We start from the raw sequence: 16,209 nt of genomic DNA, 5'->3' as shown, positions 1-16,209 counted from the left end.
AGCCCTCATTCACGATGTGTTAATAATAACTCATTTTTCTGCATAAATTCTATACAAAATAAAAAGTTTACATTTTCGTCACGGAATAGATGTATTTTTGTCACTGAAAGCCCTACCATCTATCCCCGTTGTTAGCATACAATAGGGTATTAACAGTGTCAACGAGAAATCGTAAAAAATCAAAAAATTTGAGTATTAGTCATTTACTCCCAAAAATGAAAACGTTCCCCTTCTAAATACTGGTTAGAGATATGCAATTTCTAACAGTTTTCTCTTTATAATAGAAGGAAATGTTCACAAGTTTGTCACTATTATATTTTTAAGATATAGCGCTTTCCTTCCATAATATAGTGTTCCCAAGACGTAAGACTTCTATATTATATGTGATGTGTATGCAACTTATGTTGTATAGACCCTGTATATTTATCTCCCCCTCCCCCGCACACTCAGGGCGAAAAAAAAAGACGAGCGGGGACTCCCCTCTCGTCTGTTGTCTTACTTCGTTCCGAATAAACGGTCACCAGCATCACCAAGACCTGGAACTACATAACCATGGTCATTTAGCTTCTCATCTAATGCCGCTACATAAATATCAACATCAGGATGCTCTTCTTGTACTACTTTTACTCCTTCTGGAGCAGCTACGATACACATTAATTTAATTTGCTTTGCACCGCGCTTTTTCAGAGAATTAATTGCTTCAGCTGCAGAACCACCTGTTGCTAGCATTGGATCTAGTACGATAAAGTCACGCTCTTCTACATCCGTTGGAAGTTTCACATAGTATTCTACCGGTTGCAATGTTTCAGGGTCACGGTATAAACCAACGTGTCCTACTTTTGCTGCTGGAATTAATTTCAGAATTCCATCAACCATTCCTAAACCTGCACGTAAAATCGGAATTAAACCAAGTTTTTTACCAGCGATCACTTTTGTTGTCGCTTTGCTTACAGGCGTTTCAATTTCAATGTCTTTAAGTGGAAGGTCGCGAGTAATTTCGAAAGCCATTAAGCTTGCTACTTCGTCCACTAATTCACGAAAATCTTTCGTACCTGTATTCTTATCGCGAATATATGTAATCTTATGTTGAATTAACGGGTGATCAAATACATACAGTTTTCCCATGTGAATCTCTCCTTTAGATGATATTCATGCGTTTACACGCTTTTTTACACTATTTACGATTGTAAAGAAAACGCTACTAATATTCAAGGGCAAATTTGGAAAAATCATGATTTTGTGATGAATCTATCTAGTATCTTTACCAATTATGGGAGGTGTATCCTTCATTATATCGCCAAAATTTATTCATCATTTGTATACATACTTTAAAAACAATATATGTCCAAAAAAAGACTACTAAAACAATTACGTTTCAGCAGTCTTTTTCAATCTATTATAGATCTGTATACATTGGAAATTTGCTCGTTAACGCTTCTACACGTTTACGCGCTTCTTCTAATGCAACTTCATTCTCATGATTTTTTAATGTATAAGCAATTAGTGCTGCAATTTCATCCATTTCTTCTAAACCGAAACCACGAGATGTTACAGCTGCCGTACCGATACGCACGCCGCTTGTTACAAATGGGCTTGCTGTTTCAAATGGAATTGTATTTTTGTTCACTGTAATACCAACTTCATCTAATACGTGCTCTGCTACTTTACCTGTGATTTCTAAGTTACGAACATCAATCAAGATTAAGTGATTGTCTGTTCCACCAGAAACAAGTGTAAGTCCTTCTTTTTGAAGGCCTTCAGCTAAGCGATTCGCATTATTAATGATATTTTGTGCATATGTTTTAAACTCATCTTGTAGTGTCTCACCAAATGCAACAGCTTTTGCAGCAATTACGTGCATAAGTGGACCACCTTGGATACCAGGGAAGATTGATTTATCAATTTGTTTTGCAAATTGCTCTTCACATAAAATCATACCACCACGTGGACCACGTAATGTTTTATGTGTTGTCGTTGTAACGAAATGTGCATGTGGTACTGGGTTTGGATGTAAACCAGCAGCTACTAAACCAGCGATATGTGCCATATCAACCATAAAGTATGCACCCACTTCATCTGCAATCTCGCGGAATCGTTTGAAATCGATAACACGAGGATATGCACTTGCACCTGCAACGATTAATTTTGGTTTATGTTCTTTCGCTTTTGCTAATACATCATCGTAATTAATACGGTGAGATTCAGCATCCACGCCATATTCTACGAAATTATATTGTACTCCACTGAAGTTAACAGGGCTTCCGTGTGTTAAGTGACCACCATGAGATAAATTCATACCAAGTACTGTATCGCCTTGCTCTAAAATTGTGAAGTATACTGCCATATTCGCTTGTGCACCAGAATGTGGTTGAACATTTACATGCTCTGCACCAAAAATTTCTTTCGCGCGATCACGTGCGATATCTTCAACTACGTCTACGTGCTCACAGCCACCATAGTAACGTTTTCCAGGATATCCTTCAGCATACTTATTCGTTAAAACAGAACCTTGCGCTTCCATTACCGCTTCACTTACGAAGTTTTCCGAAGCAATTAACTCAATCTTTGAACGCTGTCTTCCTAGTTCTGCCTCAATTGCAGCAAATACCTTTTCATCTTGACGTTTTAAATGATCCACCAAAATCCCCCTTTTCTGAACGAATTACATCGATTCCCAATAGTTTTTTCTCATTTATTCAGAAAAAACGAAAATTCAGGTTGTAATTCTTTCGAACCTTCATGTTTTCAACTACATTCTAACATGACTTTCTATATCATAAAAGAAAAAAAAAGACCGAAATCGGTCTTTTCTTTCTTCTATTATAAAGTCAGACTACATACCTTTTATCTTTCGATATAAAGCTATTATGCGACTTTATAATTTTTCACGTTTAACGGCAAGGAATAACTTCTTCATTTGCCGCATAAACAGCACGTGCTCCACCTATTAGTTTTCCACGTGTTTTCGCCATTGTTACATGCGCATTTCCTATTTCCTTCACACTTGTACGAACCGGAACAGCTACATGTTTTAAATGCATACCGATAAATGTATCGCCGATATCCATTCCTGCATCTGCTTTAATAAACTCAATTACTACCGGATCTTTAAAATTGTGATACGCATACGTCGCTAATGCACCACCTGCTGATCTAACAGGCGTAACTGTTACAATTTCAAATTGATATTTCATCGCTACATCTCTCTCAACTACTAAAGCACGATTTAAATGCTCGCAACATTGAAACGCCAATTCAATACCTGTTCGCTCGTGAAATTGTTTTAATTCAGAAAAAATCGCCTCTGCCACTTCCATCGTTCCTGATGTTCCAATTCTTTCACCTAGCACTTCACTCGTGCTACATCCCACTACAAAAATTTGGCCACTTTGCAGCGTGGCTTGTTCTTGGAAATCAGAAAGCGACATTTGTAGCTGTTCTCTTACCTTTACGATTTCTGTCATTACGCCTCTTCCTTTCACAGGTTGGTTCACCAAATTATATTTCATACTATTTATAGTTAGAATCTATTACTTTGTTTCGTACGTTTTAATTTTTCCTACGCGGTTTTCGTGACGGCCACCTTCATAGTCAGTTGTTAACCAAATTTTTGCGATATCACGCGCTAGACCAGCCCCAATTACACGCTCGCCCATAGCTAGCATGTTAGTGTCATTATGCTCTCTCGTCGCTTTCGCACTAAAAGTATCATGAACTAACGCACAACGAATACCGTTTACTTTGTTTGCCGCGATTGACATGCCAATGCCTGTCCCACAAACTAAAATACCACGATCTACTTCACCATTTGCGACCATTTCTGCTGCTGGAAACGCAAAATCAGGGTAATCAACAGAACCAGCTTCACATTCACAACCTAAATCAATATATTCAATATTTAATTCTTCTAATAAACTTACAAGTTCTTTACGGATATTCATACCGCCGTGATCAGATGCTACTACTACTTTCATTTTTACCCCTCCAAAGTTTCAATCAATTATCTTCATTTCACACTCACTTCCTTAATGGAACGAAGTGATCTCCAATATCGTATTATACACGAAACATTAACCTTCTGAATGTTTTTTCAGGAAAGTTTGTACAAGTTTTTCCATCTCTTCTAGCGTTTCTTTATAAATAGAAAGCGATCCGCCAAATGGATCTGAAATATCCTTACTTATACCCTCAGCTAATCCATATAATGTATCCAATTTCTTTTCAACACTCGGATAATGCCCAAGTACAATTTGCTTATGGTTTTCCGTCATTGTTACTACAATATCCGCCCAATCAACCAAAGTTTCATTTACCTGCTGCGCGGCATGATCGATTGCAATCCCCTTTTCAGCTAAAGCTTCCTTTGCACGTACCGACGCATCGCTTCCAGGATAGGCGAAAACACCAGCAGATTGCACTTCAAATTTACCTTCTCCGTAATGACGAAGCAAAGCCTCAGCCATCGGACTACGGCATGTATTTCCAGTGCAAACAAATAACACTCGTTTCATCTAAACCCACCCCTTTTTTTCTGTTTCCTACCATTTATCATAGCGTACATTAGAATAGAACAAAAGAAATGTGAATATACGAAAGGCGCATTTCTCTTATATTTTTTCTAAGAAAAATGCGCCTTATCCACATATATGTGAAACCCTATTTCCAAGTGCCCAAAGTATTTTACCATACATGATGAGCACACTACAAAACAAAATAAGGAATCCATTTCATACGAAACAGATTCCTTTCATACAATAATTATTTCATTGTAACTTTCATTACTTCTGTTGAACCTTTTGTAGCTGTTACACCTACAGTTGTCTTAATAGACTCAGCTGCATCTGTGTTTGTAATAACGATTGGAGTAATTGTACTTTTCGCTTTTTCACGAATTAATTCTAAGTCGAATGAGATTAATTTATCTCCAGCTTTTACAGCTTGTCCTTCAGAAACGTGAGCTTCGAAACCTTCACCTTCCATTTTTACAGTTTCTAATCCAACGTGGATTAAAATTTCTGTACCGTTTTTCGCTTTAATTCCAATAGCATGTTTCGTGTGGAATAATTGTACGATTTCACCATCAACTGGAGATACAACTACACCTTCAGCAGGATCGATTGCAACACCGTCACCCATCATACGACCAGCGAATACTGGATCTGGTACTTCTTCAATATTTTTCACTGCTCCAGTTAATGGAGCTACGATTGTTTCTTCATTTGTTTTTGAACCAAAACCGAATAATTTTTTAAACATAGGATAGTCCTCCTTATAATTTACCTAAAAGTTTATAGGGCAATCTCTATTCAAGATCGAAATACACGTAAGACTTCATACTTCGAATGTTATACTGTAAAAACGCTTTCGAAATAAATTATGCCATTACTACTAGACTCTTATTGTAGCGCCTCACAAAATTCCAGTCAATTCTGATTGTCTGAATAACAATAAGAAGTTAACTTCTACTTATATTTTCTCTTTTTTTCACTTACTTGTATAGAGGTCTTTACCACATTTTATTTTTTGTTGTTAATTTGTAAAATTTCTTTCATAATTTCTTCAAAATCCACTTGACTAAAGTAAGTAACTATTTTATTATTACTTACATAAGATAAGTTAATAACTTTTAGGAGGTTTTTAAAAATGATGGATTTCGGTCTTCTTATTATTCGTCTTATTATAGGTATTACATTCATGGGTCATGGTGCTCAAAAATTATTTGGTTGGTTCGGTGGTTACGGTTTAAAAGGAACAGGTGGCTGGATGGAGTCAATCGGTTTACGTCCTGGTGTATTCATGGCATTTATGGCTGGCGCAACTGAATTATTAGGTGGTTTCTTATTCGCATCAGGTATTTTCACTGCAGTTGGTTCACTATTTATCGTTGGAACGATGTTAATGGCAATCTTCACTGTTCACGGAAAAAATGGTTACTGGGTAACACAAAACGGATATGAGTATAATTTAATGCTAATCGCTGTCGCTATTGGAGTAGCTTTAATCGGACCTGGCGCATACGTTTTACTTTAATATTTATCTCGATTTCAAGATGTTTACTTAAAAAGAGATTACTTCAGTATAATTGAGGTAATCTCTTTTTTACATCATTAAAAAAATATTATTTCCAGCAGGAGTTTCCCACTAACATCTTGTAAACAAACAATAAGTCGTCATATTCAGAAAGGGGATTACAAACATGCTATCAATTAATCCAAACGAACAAACTGAAAAAGATAATTACAAATTACTTACAGGAAGTATCATTCCACGCCCTGTCGCTTTCGTTACTTCTGTAACAAAAGACGGCGTATTAAACGGCGCACCCTATAGCTACTTCAATATCGTCGCAGCCAATCCACCACTTATCTCAGTTTCCGTACAACGAAAAGAAGGAAAACCAAAGGATACTTCCCGAAACGCAATCGAAAAAGGCGCATTTGTCGTACATATTTCTGATGAATCTTACGTAGAAGCAATTAACGAAACAGCAGCTAACCTACCTCCTAATGAAAGTGAAATCGAATTAGCAAAACTAACACCGATCGACAGTGATGTCATTTCAGTACCTGGGGTGAAAGAAGCAAACATTCGAATGGAATGTGTATTAGAACGTGCTATCCCACTCGGCGGAACTGAAGACTCACCAGCTTGCGACCTACTAATTGGCCGCGTCGTTCGCTTCCACGTCGCAGAACACTTATACGAAAACGGTCGCATTCACGCAGAAGGACTAAAACCAGTAAGCCGCCTAGCAGGACACAACTACGCAAAACTAGGAGAACAATTTGAATTGGTGAGGCCTGTTTAAAAGCGGAAGCGGCTCGCTCAGAATGGGAGGGGGATGGAGCTTCTGACGTAGAGGCGCTTTTTGCCTCGTAGGAAGACGCGAAGCCACCGACCATTCTAGCCGCTGGAGCTGGATACATCTAAAAGTGGAAGGGGCCCGTTTAGCTCTGACCAGCTAAGGTTCTCTCGCACAAAAGGTGCTTTTTACCTTTAGTGCGGGAGGTTCTTAGATGCGAAGAGCTGGCCACTGGAACTAGATAATATCTAAAAGCAGAAGCGGCTCGCTCAGAATCGCAGGACACTTCGATCGAGAGAGCTCCATCACCCAAATATAAAATCCCCCGCTTTTAGCGGGGGATTTTTTCACTGTAATTCTTCCTTCTTCTCCTCTAATGCAGGTAATTTCTCTTTTTTAGATTTACCAAGCTTTATTACAAAGAAATATAAGGAAAGCAATGTAATAAGAAAAACAATTAAAAACGGGTATGGAGAATAAAAAGTACGTGCTGCCTCCGTTTTTCCTGCAACAAATTTTAATGACTCAATATCTAAAAACTCGGCAAACATTTGTACACCGAGCATACTAAACCAAAAAACAAAAAAACTAATAATAATACCAAAAACTTGCTTCAATCTCGTCATTCATCTCATCCTTTCTATATTTGCAATTTTTTAGTGCGATCAATATAGTACAAACAAAACTATGCACAGAAAGGAGTCATCTTACCATTCACGAATTAATTTAATCCAACCTAACATCGAAATTCGCAAAATAATACCCAAAATTATAAGTCTTCTTAGCCATCGAGGAAAGAAGGTTAAAAACTTAACATACCATCCCCATAACTTGTTCATAATTCCTTCCTACATAAAATTATATAGGAAAAAGGATATATAATCCAAATCCAACTAGAATGATACCACCTACTATTTCACCATATGTACCAAGCATACCTTTCGCATGTCTACCAATTAATAAGCCAATCCATGCCAATAACATGCTTACAAATCCAAATAGTAATATCGTAATAATCGTCTGCGCACCATAAATCCCAAGACTAAGACCTACTGAAAAACTATCTATACTGACACCAAATGCAAATACAAATAAACTAATTCCAATTGGAGCAGTTCTAGTCTCTTCACCTTCTAAAATAGACGAATATACAATATAGAACCCTAGTCCAATTAATAAAATAGCCCCCGCGAAATTCGCGACATCCCCATACCTCTCTGATAGAAAACGTCCTAGTACCATTCCAATAAACGGCATAATAATATGAAATATCCCTATCGTCATACCGATATAAAGGATTTGTCTTAACTTTAACGTTACCATCCCCATACCGAGGCTCACTGAAAATGCATCCATCCCTAGGGCGAATGCCATAATTATTAAAGGTATTAGCTGTTCAAGCGTCATTCATGTCCCCCCTCGGACGTGCTACTTCACAATATGCTTATCCGAGGAGAAATATTCTGTTTGCTAAAGGTACATTATCATTCAGTAATAATATGATGTCCCGCTGCTTTTGTTAAACGATTCATAATTGCATTTCCTATTCCTTCATTCGGGAATGATTCACTAAAGATAATATCTACTTCACTTGCATCAAACGTTCTAAGCACATCATATAATTTAGTCGCAACGCTAGCTAAATCACTTCGCATACCACAAGATAATACAACATCAGCACTATATACATGTTGATACTCTTCGGTCGTTAATACACCTACTTTAAATCCTTCTTTCTTTTTCTCATCCACAATACGCTGAATAAACTCACGGGATCCTTCAACAATACTAAGTGGTGCTTTCGGTGCATAATGTGTATATTTCATTCCCGGCGATTTCGGTTTTTCTTTCTCATCCTTTAAAGCTGGATCTAAAGAAACATTTCCTATTACTACTTCCAATTGTTCCTTCGTAATCCCACCAGGACGTAAAATCGTCGGAACTTCGCTCGTACAATCAATTACAGTTGATTCAACGCCTACTCCTGTGGCCCCGCCATCAACGATACCAGCAATTTTCCCGTTTAAATCTTCATACACATGAGAAGCTAATGTTGGACTTGGGCGTCCAGAACGATTCGCACTCGGTGCTGCAACAGGCACGTTTGCTTCTTCAATAAGAGCGAGCGCTACTGGATGATCTGGCATCCTCACTCCAACTGTATTAAGTCCCGCCGTAACCCTCTCTGAAATCCCTTCTTTTCTCGGTAAAATGATTGTTAATGGACCTGGCCAAAAATGCTCCATTAACTTTTCTGCAACCGGTGGAATTTCTCTTACAATACCATCTAACTGAGATTTTGTTCCTATGTGGACAATCAGTGGATTATCACTCGGTCTCCCTTTCGCTGCAAAAATTTTCGCTATCGCTTCGTCGTCCATTGCGTTTGCTCCTAACCCATATACCGTTTCTGTCGGGAAGGCTACCGCTTCATTTTCTCTTAATAATCTCGCTGCTTCTTTTAACTGTGGATAATATTTTTTTCTTTCCACAACATTATCCACAACCCACATATTTGTATGCATTTTTTCCCACGTCCTTTTCTACCATGAAATACTTGTCTATTTTTAGTTTACTATGAGATTTATCCAAAAGACAAACAAGGTTTATCCACAAAATGTGGATAAACCTTGTTAATCCGTGGATAACTTTGTGAATAGCTGACAATTTAGTATTATTGCATTTGGCTCTTTTATATTTTTACAAAAGTGTTCTAATTGTCGAATTCCCTCTGGAACTTTCTCTTTCTCTATAATGACAAAGTTAAAGAACTGAAAGATTGTCGCAGATTGTGGATGGTTTGTGAGTAAGTACAATTGTCGAATATCTTTTTCTTTCATATACTGCAAAAACATTTCAAAAAAATATAAGAAAGTCTGCTTATCCACATTAGGTGTGAATAAACAAGAACGAATAAGTGCATCTCCTTCACTTTGTTCATATCCAATTACAGCTCGTATTTCTCCCGCCTCTTCCAAAATCATAAATTGCGCGTACAACTCATTTATTTTATCATCTTTTTTATTAGCTTGTCCGAAAAAAGAATGCAATCTTTCCACATCTGCTTTCGTAGCAAAATACACGTTCTTCATAGTAAATCCCTCCTCATTTTTATATATGAGGAGGGATTTACTAATAGTACTATTTAGAGAATAAAGATGTAAAAGCTTCGACGATAAATAATTTAACCTCTGGTTTTTCTTCTTCCTCTTCTACTTTTACATACTCATTTTGCTTTTCTTGTTTTTGCTCCACAGATTTCTCCACTTTTTCCACAGATTTTGTTTCTATTTTTTTTACAGGCTGTTCTTCTACTTGTGTTTCATTTGTCACTACTTTCTTTTCAGGTGCTGTTACTTTTTCAGCTTTTTCCATCTTTACTACCTTCTTTTCTTTCACCTTATCATCTTTCTTCTCCGGTACATCCATTAATTCCTCATCTGATTGTTCCACCTGCTCTTCTTCAGGAGATTCAGCTTTCACAACATGTTCTTCTTTCCTTACAGCTGTACCACTCGAAAAATCTAAGAAACACATCGGTGGAAATAATACACACCACCAGTTTGCACCTTCACCTTTTCCAATTGTAATAAGTACCGCTTCATATTCCCCTGCTGGATAAATAAAATTCCCATATACCTTTGTAGGAAACTTCACATTCTTACCGAATTTCACTTGAAAAGTCTCTTTACTTCCTTCCCCTTTCAGCGTATTCGCCACTGTCTTTTCAATTTCAGGAATATGATTTTGAATTACTTTTTGAGCTTCTTCAAATGACGTTAAATCCGCTACCCATCCATCGATTTGCGCTTTCACTTCATCACGTACTTTACGTTTTAATGCCTGATCTTTATCGGAATCACTATTAGCTAAAATACGTAATCGAACGGCCTCTTTCGGAATAACAGTAGGCCCTTTTGCATCAGCTTTCATATATCCAAACTGCACAAGTAACTGTGCACCAATTAATAATAAAAGAAAATAAGCAATAACTTGTTTTTTCATTTCCTCCACCGTCCCCTCTAGAAACAGTGTGGACAGAGTTACTTCTTTCTAAACTATTAAATTCAAAATCTATATAAATTTTTTCAAAAAAATAGAGTAAGGTTTTAACCTTACTCCATCTCTGCAAATACCATGCGATCTTTTCCATTAATATCAAAGACAACTTCAACGTGAGCGTGCGGGAAAGTTTGCTGTAATAATGCTTTTACATCTTCACCTTGCCCCACACCAATTTCAAACGCCACAATCGCCTTTTTCTTTAATACGTTCGGCAATTCCTCCATAAAACGACGATAGAAATCTAGTCCATCTTCACCGCCAACAAGCGCCCTTTTCGGCTCATGCTCTTTCACAACAGTAGAAAGACCACGCCAATCTTCCTCCGGTATATACGGAGGATTTGAAACAACGACATCTAACTTCTGACCAGTTTCATAAAACGGAGACAGTAAATCACCGTGATAGAAAGTTACTTCCGCTCCTAAAGCCTTTGCATTTTCTTTTGCAACTTCAATCGACTCCTGTGCAATATCTACCGTATACACATGAAGATTTTTATTTTCTAAAGCGAGCGTAATAGAAATCGCTCCACTACCTGTGCCAATATCCGCTACATGAAGCTCCTCATTACCGAAATGACGCTCAATTCTCTCTAGGACCCCAACTATAAGTTCCTCTGTTTCTGGCCTTGGTATTAATACTTCTTCATTCACAAAGAACGATCGTCCATAAAACATTTCATAACCAATCATATATTGAATAGGAATACCTTCTACATGCTTGTGGATAAACTCCGTAAAGCTTGTCTCTTGTTCCGCAGTTATTTCTTCACGCATATTCATGAGCATTCCTGTTCTGTTCGTCTTTAATACATGACAAAGGACAATTTCTCCCGCATTCTCATCTCGTCCATTTTCTTGTAAAAAAGAAGAAGCCCATTTCAGGGCTTCATAGACACGCATTACTCAGCTGCCTCCATCTTTTGCGCCTGATCTTCCATCACTAAGGCATTGATGAAATCATCTAACTTACCTTGTAGGATTTGATCTAGCTTTTGAATCGTTAAGCCGATTCGATGGTCAGTAACACGGTTTTGCGGGAAGTTATACGTACGAATACGCTCTGAACGATCTCCCGTACCAACAGCTTGTTTACGGTTTTGATCGTACTCAGCTTGTGCTTCTTGTCTAAATTTATCATAAACACGTGCACGTAATACTTTCATTGCTTTTTCTTTATTCTTAATCTGTGATTTCTCATCCTGACAAGATACAACTACACCAGTCGGTAAATGCGTTAAACGTACCGCTGACATCGTTGTATTAACGCTTTGTCCACCAGGACCACTAGAAGCGAACGTATCAACACGAACATCTTTTTCATGAATATTAATTTCTACTTCTTCCGCCTCTGGTAACACAGCTACCGTTGCTGTAGATGTATGAATACGTCCACCAGATTCCGTTTCAGGAACACGTTGTACACGGTGAGCGCCATTTTCGAATTTCAGTTTCGCGAAAGCACCTTTACCGTTGATCATAAAGATAATCTCTTTATATCCACCTAATTCTGTATAGCTAGCCTCAATAATTTCAGTTTTCCAACCTTGTACCTCAGCGTAACGACTATACATACGGTATAAGTCACCGGCAAATAAAGCCGCCTCGTCACCACCAGCTGCACCACGAACCTCAACGATAACGTTTTTATCATCATTAGGGTCTTTAGGAACAAGTAAAATTTTCAGACGTTCTGATAATGTTTTCTCTTGTCCTTCTAATTCAGAAACTTCTTCCTTAACCATTTCACGCATCTCAGCGTCTAACTTATCTTCTAACATTGCTTTTGCATCTCGTAATTGCTCACGAACATCTTTATACTCACGGTACACCTCTACCGTTTCCTGCATATCAGATTGTTCCTTTGAATACTCACGAAGCTTATTTGTATCGCTAATAACCTCTGGGTCACTTAACAATTCATTTAACTTCTCATAACGATCTTCTACAGCTTGCAAACGATCTAACACACCATTCACCTCTACATCCTAGTATCTAATACAAATAGTATATGGTACTTAATCAAAAAAACGCAAATTATATTTAAAAGCGGAGCCGACTGCTTAGGTCCAGTGGCTAAGGTTCTCTCGCACAGAAGACGCTTTTTGTCTTCTCGTGCGGGAGGTTCTTAGACTCAAGGACCTAGGAGGCGGAGCTAGATAATATTTAAAAGCGCAAGCGGCTCGCTCAGAATCGCAGGACACTTTCAGCTCTCGACCTTGAAGCGCTTTTTGCTTCGAGCGAGAGAGTGAAATGGCCGGAGATTCTAGCCGCTGGAGCTAGATAATATATTTAAAAGCGCAAGCGGCTTGCTCAACTCTGACTGCCTAAAGTTCTTAGCTGTGCGAAGAGCTGGCCACCAATCTTCATCTATTTTCGAAAAAAACCCGCTCTACATAGCGAGTTTCATTTATCTTTGTTTTGTAGGTACTGCATGACAATGACGACAACGTGGTTCATACGATTCTGAAGCCCCAACTAAAATAATTGGATCATCAAATGCCGCTGGTTCTCCATCGATTAAACGTTGCGTACGACTTGCAGGAGATCCACATGCAGAACAAACTGCCTGCAATTTAGTTACATGTTCAGCAATCGCCATCAGCTGAGGAACTTGTCCAAATGGTAGACCACGGAAATCTTGGTCTAATCCAGCTACAATGACACGATAGCCACGATTTGCCAATACTTGCACCACTTCCACAATGTCCCCATCAAAAAATTGTACCTCATCGATTGCAATAACATCCATTTCTTCTGTTACATGGTTAAATATATCTTTTGAAGCTGAAACAGGAACTGCTTTAACCTTTAATCCATTATGTGATACAACATCTTCTTCACTATAACGATTATCAATACATGGTTTAAATACAATTGCATGTTGTTTCGCAAATTGTGTACGGCGTATACGGCGGATGAGCTCTTCTGATTTTCCAGAAAACATACTCCCGCAAATCACTTCAATCCAACCATTTTGATTCATTAAGTACATTGAGCTCTCCTTTCATCTACTTTCCTAATCCAAAGTAGGGTAAAGGTTTAATATTTTTGCAAAAAAAACAGACAAGCGAATACATACACTTGCCTGTTTTATGTTCTTTATTACTTGATGCCGTATTTCTTATTGAAGCGGTCAACACGTCCGTCTGCAGTAGCAAACTTCTGACGTCCAGTGTAGAATGGGTGAGAATCAGAACTGATCTCAATTTTTAGTAATGGATAAGTGTTACCATCTTCCCACTCAACAGTTTCGCTAGAGCCTTTAGTAGACCCGCTTAAGAATTTGAAGCCTGTGTTCGTGTCCATAAATACAACTTTATTGTAATTTGGATGGATTCCTGCTTTCATTCTTTTCATCTCCTTCCGCCCTGAATCATTTTCGAAACAGAGTTTTTCATCTTCAGCTGCTCACACAACTATATTGATGAAACACATATGATGAAATTATAACAAGGCTAACTCCATTTTGCAACTACCTGTTTTTGTCTTTTTAAAAATTAAAAGCACAAGCGGCTCGTTCAGAATCCAGGACACTTCAAGCTCTCTCGCATGAAGCGCTTTTTGCTTCAGGCGAGAGAGCGAAATGACCGGAGATTCTAGCCGCTGGAGCTGGATATTAATTAAAAGCGCAAGCGGCTCGCTCAGAATGGAAGGTGGATGGAGCTTCTGACGCAGAGGCGCTTTTTGCCTCGTAGGAAGACGCGAAGCCACCGACCATTCTCGCCGCTGGAGCTAGATAACACCTGAAAGTGGAGGTGGCTCGTTCAGCTCTGACCAGCTAAGGTTCTTTCGCCCTAAAGGTGCTTTTTACCTTTCGGGCGGAAGGTTCTTAGATGCGAAGAGCTAGCCCCCGGAACTGGATATTAATCAAAAGTGGAGATGACTCGCCCAGCTCTAATACAAAATATGATTTCCATCTCAAAAAACATAATTATTCCCATATATTACTCTCTCTAATATTCCCTTAAAAAACATAAAAAACTCGCTTACTACGAAATAAGCGAGTCCCAATCTTTTCCCTTTACTTAGTTGTTACATACCTTTTTGAGTCTGCAACAATGTTTTGTAAAAATTCTTCATTTGTCTTTGTTTGACGAAGTTTACGTAAGAAACTTTCAACAAAGTCTGGTGTATCACGCATCGTTTTACGAATACCCCATAATTTGTCTAAATGTTCTTTCGGAATTAAGAGGTCTTCTTTACGCGTACCAGAGCGACGAATATCAATCGCTGGGAAGATACGACGCTCAGCTAATGAGCGATCTAAGTGAAGTTCCATATTTCCAGTTCCTTTAAACTCCTCGTAAATTACATCGTCCATACGAGACCCTGTATCAACAAGGGCTGTTGCTAAAATTGTTAAGCTACCGCCTTCTTCAATATTACGCGCAGCTCCGAAGAAGCGCTTCGGTCTATGGAAGGCAGCTGGATCGATACCACCGGATAATGTTCTACCACTTGGCGGAATAACAAGGTTGTAAGCACGCGCTAAACGGGTAATACTATCCATTAAAATGACAACATCTTTTTTATGTTCCACAAGACGCATTGCACGCTCTAATACAAGCTCGGCTACTTTAATATGATTTTCTGGTACTTCATCAAAAGTAGAGCTTACAACGTCACCTTTAACAGAACGTTCAATATCTGTTACTTCCTCTGGACGCTCATCAATTAAAAGTACAATTAATTCTGCTTCCGGATGATTTGTTGTGACACTGTGTGCAATTTCTTTTAACAGACTTGTTTTACCAGCCTTTGGAGGCGCAACAATTAAACCACGTTGTCCAAATCCAACTGGTGCGATTAAATCCATGATGCGTGTCGGTAACTTTTTCGTTTCCGTTTCCAATTTCATTTGGCGATCTGGGTATAACGGTGTTAATGCAGGGAAATGCACACGCTCTTTTGCTGATTCTGGATCATCACCGTTTACAGCTTCAACTTGTAATAATCCAAAATAGCGTTCATTTTCTTTCGGAGGTCGTACTTTACCAGAAACCTTATCTCCATTACGTAAATCGAAGCGACGAATTTGCGAAGCTGAGATATAAATATCTTCTGAGCTTGGAGAATAGTTGATAGGACGTAGGAATCCAAATCCTTCTGATTGAATAATTTCTAATACGCCTTCCATGAAAAAGAAACCTTCTTTTTCTGCTCGAGCTTTTAAGATAGCAAAGATTAGCTCTTTTTTCGTTAACTTGCTGTAATACGAAATCTTAAATTCTTTCGCAAGCTCGTATAACTCTTTTAATTTCATGTTTTCTAATGCTGCAATTGACAAATTCATTCAGACACCACACTTTAACGTTATTCTCTTTTCAAATGGGTAAAGGG

Annotated in this window: 20 protein-coding genes; 2 read left to right on the top strand and 18 right to left on the bottom strand. The window is 38.3% G+C overall.

The window, feature by feature from the left end; genetic code table 11:
- Positions 1 to 5 precede the first annotated feature (5 nt).
- The 7 genes from BAQ49_RS02505 to BAQ49_RS02475 all read right to left on the bottom strand — a co-directional run bounded on the left by BAQ49_RS02505 (position 6) and on the right by BAQ49_RS02475 (position 5,256).
- Entirely contained in the window at positions 6 to 119 is a 114-nt protein-coding gene (locus BAQ49_RS02505; protein WP_033712414.1) for a DUF4024 domain-containing protein, read from the bottom strand.
- 376 nt (positions 120 to 495) lie between these two features.
- Entirely contained in the window at positions 496 to 1,125 is a 630-nt protein-coding gene (gene upp / locus BAQ49_RS02500) for a uracil phosphoribosyltransferase (protein WP_000517536.1), read from the bottom strand.
- 271 nt (positions 1,126 to 1,396) lie between these two features.
- Positions 1,397 to 2,638, bottom strand: a complete 1,242-nt coding sequence (gene glyA, locus BAQ49_RS02495; protein ID WP_071744067.1) for a serine hydroxymethyltransferase — start codon at positions 2,636 to 2,638, stop codon at positions 1,397 to 1,399.
- A 253-nt stretch (positions 2,639 to 2,891) separates the two neighbouring features.
- Positions 2,892 to 3,464 carry a TIGR01440 family protein gene (locus tag BAQ49_RS02490; RefSeq protein WP_071744066.1) on the bottom strand — a complete coding sequence of 191 codons (573 nt, stop codon included), beginning with the start codon at positions 3,462 to 3,464 and terminating at the stop codon, positions 2,892 to 2,894.
- A 66-nt stretch (positions 3,465 to 3,530) separates the two neighbouring features.
- On the bottom strand, positions 3,531 to 3,974 hold the full coding sequence (gene rpiB, locus BAQ49_RS02485) for a ribose 5-phosphate isomerase B (protein WP_000869917.1): 444 nt from the start codon (positions 3,972 to 3,974) through the stop codon (positions 3,531 to 3,533).
- 96 nt (positions 3,975 to 4,070) lie between these two features.
- A complete protein-coding gene (locus tag BAQ49_RS02480) occupies positions 4,071 to 4,511 on the bottom strand; it encodes a low molecular weight protein arginine phosphatase (protein ID WP_071744065.1) in 441 nt (146 codons plus the stop codon).
- Positions 4,512 to 4,758: 247 nt separating this feature from the next.
- Positions 4,759 to 5,256: a PTS sugar transporter subunit IIA gene (locus tag BAQ49_RS02475; RefSeq protein WP_071744064.1), complete on the bottom strand. Its 498-nt coding sequence runs from the start codon at positions 5,254 to 5,256 to the stop codon at positions 4,759 to 4,761.
- A 387-nt stretch (positions 5,257 to 5,643) separates the two neighbouring features.
- On the opposite strand from BAQ49_RS02475, the gene BAQ49_RS02470 reads away from it, so the two are divergent.
- Positions 5,644 to 6,030 (top strand): DoxX family protein, encoded by a 387-nt coding sequence (locus BAQ49_RS02470; protein ID WP_061680023.1) that lies wholly within the window; start codon positions 5,644 to 5,646, stop codon positions 6,028 to 6,030.
- Positions 6,031 to 6,196: 166 nt separating this feature from the next.
- Entirely contained in the window at positions 6,197 to 6,808 is a 612-nt protein-coding gene (locus tag BAQ49_RS02465) for a flavin reductase family protein (protein ID WP_071744063.1), read from the top strand.
- A 341-nt stretch (positions 6,809 to 7,149) separates the two neighbouring features.
- Here BAQ49_RS02465 and BAQ49_RS02460 read toward each other — a convergent pair whose 3' ends face one another.
- From BAQ49_RS02460 to rho, 11 genes are all read right to left on the bottom strand, one after another.
- Positions 7,150 to 7,428 (bottom strand): DUF3935 domain-containing protein, encoded by a 279-nt coding sequence (locus BAQ49_RS02460; protein ID WP_000197479.1) that lies wholly within the window; start codon positions 7,426 to 7,428, stop codon positions 7,150 to 7,152.
- A gap of 232 nt (positions 7,429 to 7,660) precedes the next feature.
- Complete coding sequence (locus BAQ49_RS02455; protein ID WP_071744062.1) at positions 7,661 to 8,209, bottom strand: manganese efflux pump MntP; 549 nt, start codon at positions 8,207 to 8,209, stop codon at positions 7,661 to 7,663.
- 77 nt (positions 8,210 to 8,286) lie between these two features.
- The gene (locus tag BAQ49_RS02450; protein WP_071744061.1) at positions 8,287 to 9,327 is read right to left on the bottom strand and encodes an L-threonylcarbamoyladenylate synthase; all 1,041 of its coding nucleotides are present in this window, start codon (positions 9,325 to 9,327) and stop codon (positions 8,287 to 8,289) included.
- Between the two features lie 108 nt (positions 9,328 to 9,435).
- On the bottom strand, positions 9,436 to 9,894 hold the full coding sequence (locus BAQ49_RS02445) for a GNAT family N-acetyltransferase (protein ID WP_071744060.1): 459 nt from the start codon (positions 9,892 to 9,894) through the stop codon (positions 9,436 to 9,438).
- A gap of 49 nt (positions 9,895 to 9,943) precedes the next feature.
- On the bottom strand, positions 9,944 to 10,816 hold the full coding sequence (gene spoIIR / locus BAQ49_RS02440) for a stage II sporulation protein R (RefSeq protein WP_116733420.1): 873 nt from the start codon (positions 10,814 to 10,816) through the stop codon (positions 9,944 to 9,946).
- A gap of 101 nt (positions 10,817 to 10,917) precedes the next feature.
- Positions 10,918 to 11,769: a peptide chain release factor N(5)-glutamine methyltransferase gene (gene prmC / locus BAQ49_RS02435; protein ID WP_071744058.1), complete on the bottom strand. Its 852-nt coding sequence runs from the start codon at positions 11,767 to 11,769 to the stop codon at positions 10,918 to 10,920.
- Positions 11,769 to 12,836, bottom strand: a complete 1,068-nt coding sequence (prfA, locus tag BAQ49_RS02430) for a peptide chain release factor 1 (protein ID WP_002094338.1) — start codon at positions 12,834 to 12,836, stop codon at positions 11,769 to 11,771. The genes prmC and prfA overlap by 1 nt, the downstream gene beginning before the upstream one ends.
- A gap of 440 nt (positions 12,837 to 13,276) precedes the next feature.
- Entirely contained in the window at positions 13,277 to 13,861 is a 585-nt protein-coding gene (locus tag BAQ49_RS02425; RefSeq protein WP_000281086.1) for a thymidine kinase, read from the bottom strand.
- A 110-nt stretch (positions 13,862 to 13,971) separates the two neighbouring features.
- Positions 13,972 to 14,217, bottom strand: a complete 246-nt coding sequence (locus BAQ49_RS02420; protein WP_000643447.1) for a type B 50S ribosomal protein L31 — start codon at positions 14,215 to 14,217, stop codon at positions 13,972 to 13,974.
- Positions 14,218 to 14,313: 96 nt separating this feature from the next.
- On the bottom strand, positions 14,314 to 14,580 hold the full coding sequence (locus BAQ49_RS32720; protein WP_165616018.1) for a hypothetical protein: 267 nt from the start codon (positions 14,578 to 14,580) through the stop codon (positions 14,314 to 14,316).
- Positions 14,581 to 14,890: 310 nt separating this feature from the next.
- Positions 14,891 to 16,162: a transcription termination factor Rho gene (gene rho, locus BAQ49_RS02415; RefSeq protein ID WP_002174368.1), complete on the bottom strand. Its 1,272-nt coding sequence runs from the start codon at positions 16,160 to 16,162 to the stop codon at positions 14,891 to 14,893.
- Positions 16,163 to 16,209 lie beyond the last annotated feature (47 nt).

The sequence above is a fragment of the Bacillus proteolyticus genome (assembly GCF_001884065.1).
Taxonomy (GTDB): Bacteria; Bacillota; Bacilli; order Bacillales; family Bacillaceae_G; genus Bacillus_A; species Bacillus_A proteolyticus.
The sequence above is the reverse complement of the archived record's forward strand: the minus strand, read 5'-3'. Positions and strand labels throughout refer to the sequence as shown.